The organism is Kitasatospora griseola, from assembly GCF_014648555.1.
In the GTDB taxonomy this organism is placed as follows: domain Bacteria; phylum Actinomycetota; class Actinomycetes; order Streptomycetales; family Streptomycetaceae; genus Kitasatospora; species Kitasatospora griseola.
The window spans coordinates 128,804-133,072 of record NZ_BMRI01000002.1; the positions used below are offsets into that span (position 1 = coordinate 128,804).

The following is a 4,269-nucleotide window of genomic DNA, read 5'->3' on the forward strand; positions in this document are numbered from 1 at the left end:
GTCCTGCTGGTCGCCACCCCGCGCTACCTGGTGGCCGGCGTGGCCGGCGTCACCGGCATCGAGGGGCTGACCCGCGTCGCCGGCGTGCTCGGCATCCTGCTCGCGCTGGTCGCGGTGTACGCCGCGTACGCCCTGATGGTGGAGGAACTGCGCGGCCGCGACGTCCTGCCGATCGGCCGCAGCGGCCCCGTCAAGCACGCCATGACCGCCGAACTCGCCGATCAGCTGCACGGTTTGGAGCGCCAGGCCGGCATCCGCCGCACGCTCTGACCGGCCGCACGAACGACAGAGAAGGGGCCGTCCGAGGACGGCCCCTTCGGGCTGCGTGCCGGCGGCTCCGGCGTGCTTACAGCTCCGGGGTGTCCACCAGGTGCTCGGCGAGGAACCACACCTGGGTCTCGCCGCCGCGGATGATCTGCGACACCAGCAGGTCCTGGGTGCCGTCGTCACCGAGTTCGGCGGTGCGGGCGGCGGCGTCCCGGGCGTCGGTGAGGATGCGCTCGTGCGCGTCCAGCAGCCGCGAGAGCATCGAGCGCACGTCGTCGAGGCCGTCCGGCGGGCGCGGCACGCCGGTGATCTCGGCCGCGTGCCGCAGGTCGCCGACCGCGACGCCGCCGAGGGTCTGCACCCGCTCGGCGAGCGCGTCGATCAGCTCCAGCTGCTCCTGGGCGTGCTTGTCGAACAGCAGGTGCAGCTGGTAGGCCGTCGGGCCGCGCATCCCCCAGTGGTACTTCTTGTACAGCCCGTACAGGAACTGGGTGTCCGCGAGGACGCGGTTGAGGCGCTGCGTCGAGTACAGGCGGGCGTCGTGCGACAGCGCGATCGGCAGCTGCGTGACGGTGCCGAACTCCTGGACGGCGGGCCCGCGCTGGTGCAGGCGAGGCTGGCTGGACATGGTGCTCCTGAGGATCGGGGTCAAGGCCCCACCAACGTAGGAACGCCGAGGCCTCCTGCCTGTCCCGACCGTGCACGGGCAGCGGCCGCTGCGCGCACCCTGCGCCGCAGTTGACGTCCGGTCAGGTCGGATGGCGCTCTGGGGCGACGAGCTGTGCTCTCCCGGGCGATCCGCCGCCCCGACCCGCTCCTAGCGTGGGGCGAGTCAACCGCCCGACGACCGGGCCGCCCCACTGACGAAAGTGAACCGCCATGCCTTACATCACCGTCGGCCAGGAGAACACCACCTCCATCGACGTCTACTACGAGGACCACGGCACCGGCCAGCCGGTCGTCCTGATCCACGGCTTCCCGCTGAACGGCCACTCCTGGGAGCGCCAGGAGGCCGCGCTGCTCGACGCCGGCTACCGGGTCATCACCTACGACCGCCGCGGCTTCGGCCAGTCCTCGCAGCCGACCACCGGCTACGACTACGACACCTTCGCGGCCGACCTGAACACCGTGCTGGAGACCCTGGACGTCCGCGACGCCGTCCTGGTCGGCTTCTCGATGGGCACCGGCGAGGTCGCCCGCTACGTGTCGACCTACGGCTCGGCCCGGGTCGCCAAGGTCGCGTTCCTGGCCTCACTGGAGCCGTACCTGCTGCTGACCGACGACAACCCGGAGGGCGCCGCCCCGCTGGAGTTCTTCGAGGGCGTCGTCGCCGCCGTGAAGGCCGACCGCTACGCCTACTACAGCGACTTCTTCGAGAACTTCTACAACCTGGACGAGAACCTCGGCACCCGGATCAGCGAGGAGTCCGTCCGCAACAGCTGGAACGTCGCGGCCTCCGGCGGCGCGTTCGCGGCCTCGGCCGCGCCGTCCACCTGGTACACCGACTTCCGCGCCGACCTGCCCAAGATCGACGTTCCGGCGCTGATCCTGCACGGCACCGGCGACCGCATCCTGCCGGTCGAGAACACCGCCCGCCCGTTCCACCGCGCGCTGCCCGCCGCGGACTACGTGGAGATCGAGGGCGCGCCGCACGGCCTGCTCTGGACCCACGCCGAGGAGGTCAACTCCGCGCTGCTGGCCTTCCTGGCCAAGTAGTCCCGGCCGGTCGGCCGCGCAACGACTCGCGCCCGGCGTCCCGCATTCCGCGGGGACGCCGGGCGCGAACCATTTCCCGGACGGGCCGTCAACGACCCGTCGCGACGTCGTGGATCAGCTCCGCGACGGCGGTCGGCCGCGAGACGATCACCGCGTGCGAGGCCTCGCGCAGCTCCGTCACCGGGGCGCCCGCCCGCTCGGCGGTGAAGCGCTGGACCTCCGGCGGCAGCGCTTGGTCGGCGCCCGTCACCAGCGCCCAGGACGGCTTGTCGCGCCACGCCGCGGCGGTCGGCGTCTCGGTGAACACCCGCTCGGCGACCGGGCGTTGGAGCGCGGCGAGGACCTGCGCCAGCTCCGGGTCGAGGTCGGCCGCCACCAGTTCCGGGAACCACTCCCGGGGCACGGTGAGTTCGTCCCCGGCGCCGGTGCGCAGCAGCCGGGCCCGGCCCTGCCCGGGGGCGAGCCCGGCGACCAGGTCGTCGTAGCTCTCCCCCACGTCGGGCAGGTAGGCGGCGACGTAGACCAGCGCGACCACGTTCGGCGCGCCGCCGGCCTCGGTGATCACCGCCCCGCCGTAGGCGTGGCCGACCAGCACCACGGGGCCGTCGAGGTCCGCGAGCAGGGCGGCCAGGTAGGCGGCGTCGTGGGCGAGTCCGCGCAGCGGATTGGCGGCGGCGAGCACGCTCAGGCCGCGGCGGTGGAGCTCGGCGACGACGCCGGCCCACGTGGTGGCGTCGGAACAGCCGTCGTGGACGAGCACGACGGTGGGCCGGGTGGCGGACATGGCGGCCTTTCTGACGGCGTCGGCGGCGGGGCGGGCCGCCGCCGACGCGGTGCTGGTGGGGGTCACGCGGGGTGGACGCCGTCCGCGTGGGCGGCGGCGTAGGCCTGCCACTGCCGGGGCGAGACGCCGTAGGTCTCGCGGAAGGCGCGGCTGAAGTGCGAGTGGCTGACGAAGCCCCAGCGGTGCGCGACCGCGGAGACGCTGGTCTGGCGGCGCGCGGGGCACTCCAGCTCGCGGCGGCAGGCGTCCAACCGCCGCTGCCGCACCCACTGGCCGACCGTGGTGCCGTCCTGCTGGAACAGCTTGTGCAGGTAGCGCACCGAGATGTGCTGCGAGCGGGCGATCGACTCCGGCGACAGGTCCGGGTCGGCGAGGTTCTCCTCGATGTGCTCGCGCAGCCGCGCGAGGATCTCGCCCGCGCCGGTCGGGTGCGGGGGCGCGTGCTGCTCCATCAGCTCGGTCACCAGGATCGCGACGATGTCGCAGACGCTGCGCGCCAGGTGGTTGCCGGGCCGCGCCCGGTGGGCCTGTGACTGGCCGGCCAGGGTCTGCAGGAACTGCGAGGCCAACGCGCCCACGCCGGTGTCGCCGCGCGCCAGCAGCCCGCCGGTGCGCCGCACGTCGGCCCGCCGGACGCCCAGGTAGAAGCACGGGACGCGGAACCGGAGCATCCGGCACTCGGCGTCGCGCAGCAGGCCCGCCGGGTGCGGGGCGGTGTCGATCAGCAGGTCGCCGGGGGCCAGCACGGTGCTGGTGTCGCCGCGTCGCAGCGAGGCCGCGCCCGCCAGGTGCAGGGCGACGTACAGGCAGTCGTCGGGGGCGGTGCCGGGCGGCGGGGCCAGGACGTCGACCACGGCGCCGCCGAACAGGGTCGGGTCGAACAGCGAGCAGTCGTTTTCGGGCATGGGTGAGGGACCCGACAGGTTCACGGGGTTCTCCGACCGGTTGAGTTTTGCGAGTGCGGGGAGTGCGCCGGGTGGTGGGACGGCGCGGGGTTCAGGAGAGGAAGGCGTCCACGACGGCGTTGAACGCCTCGGGGTTCTCCAGGAACGGGAAGTGCGAGCTCGCCACCTCCCTCGGGAAGACGTGCAGGCGGCCGCCGGGGATCCGTTCGGCGACGAAGCGCTGCGAGGCGGGGTCGACGTGGCTGCCCTCGCAGCCGATCACCAGCGCCGGCACGTCGATCCGGTCGAGCACGTCGCGCCAGTCCTGCGCGCAGTGGTCGAACAGCAGCGGGACGCCCGCGTACGCCGGGGTGGCGCGGATCTCGTCCAGCACGAAGGCCCGCACGCCGGGGTCGGTGTCGCCCCCGAACATCGACCGGACGAAGCCCTCGCGGACCTCGTCGCCGTCCGGGCCGGCCAGCCCGGCGCACAGCTCCAGCAGCCCGGCCACGTCGAAGATGGCGCCGGCCGCGCGCTGTTCGGCGGGCGCCGTCCAGGGCACCGCGGCGACCGCGGCGGGCTGGTCGACCAGCACCAGCCGGCGGATCCGCCCGGTGC

At 73.8% G+C, this 4,269-nt stretch carries 5 protein-coding genes and 1 pseudogene; 2 read left to right on the top strand and 4 right to left on the bottom strand.

Annotation, left to right across the window (positions count from 1 at the left end; genetic code table 11):
* Positions 1-270, top strand: a pseudogene (locus tag IEZ12_RS37610) (GPR1/FUN34/YaaH family transporter); the annotation flags it as partial.
* Between the two features lie 76 nt (positions 271-346).
* On the opposite strand, the gene IEZ12_RS03100 reads toward IEZ12_RS37610, so the two are convergent.
* Entirely contained in the window at positions 347-895 is a 549-nt protein-coding gene (locus tag IEZ12_RS03100; protein ID WP_043910638.1) for a Dps family protein, read from the bottom strand.
* 251 nt (positions 896-1,146) lie between these two features.
* Between IEZ12_RS03100 and IEZ12_RS03105 the strand changes: the two genes are divergently transcribed.
* Complete coding sequence (locus IEZ12_RS03105; RefSeq protein WP_043910637.1) at positions 1,147-1,983, top strand: alpha/beta fold hydrolase; 837 nt, start codon at positions 1,147-1,149, stop codon at positions 1,981-1,983.
* A gap of 88 nt (positions 1,984-2,071) precedes the next feature.
* On the opposite strand, the gene IEZ12_RS03110 is transcribed toward IEZ12_RS03105, so the two are convergent.
* The 3 genes from IEZ12_RS03110 to IEZ12_RS37615 form a co-directional block, all read right to left on the bottom strand.
* Positions 2,072-2,767: an alpha/beta hydrolase gene (locus IEZ12_RS03110; RefSeq protein WP_189270875.1), complete on the bottom strand. Its 696-nt coding sequence runs from the start codon at positions 2,765-2,767 to the stop codon at positions 2,072-2,074.
* A 62-nt stretch (positions 2,768-2,829) separates the two neighbouring features.
* Positions 2,830-3,672 carry a helix-turn-helix domain-containing protein gene (locus IEZ12_RS03115; protein WP_189270648.1) on the bottom strand — a complete coding sequence of 281 codons (843 nt, stop codon included), beginning with the start codon at positions 3,670-3,672 and terminating at the stop codon, positions 2,830-2,832.
* A 91-nt stretch (positions 3,673-3,763) separates the two neighbouring features.
* Positions 3,764-4,269, bottom strand: a 506-nt coding sequence (locus tag IEZ12_RS37615) for an alpha/beta fold hydrolase (protein WP_229847186.1), incomplete at its 5' end; no start/stop codon positions are given.

Bases quoted from the DNA above. Each gene is read 5' to 3' on its own strand.
- IEZ12_RS03115 (WP_189270648.1), bottom strand. From the start codon at position 3,672: ATGCCCGAAAACGACTGCTCGCTGTTCGACCCGACCCTGTTCGGCGGC.
- IEZ12_RS03110 (WP_189270875.1), bottom strand. From the start codon at position 2,767: ATGTCCGCCACCCGGCCCACCGTCGTGCTCGTCCACGACGGCTGTTCC.
- IEZ12_RS03105 (WP_043910637.1), top strand. From the start codon at position 1,147: ATGCCTTACATCACCGTCGGCCAGGAGAACACCACCTCCATCGACGTC.
- IEZ12_RS03100 (WP_043910638.1), bottom strand. From the start codon at position 895: ATGTCCAGCCAGCCTCGCCTGCACCAGCGCGGGCCCGCCGTCCAGGAG.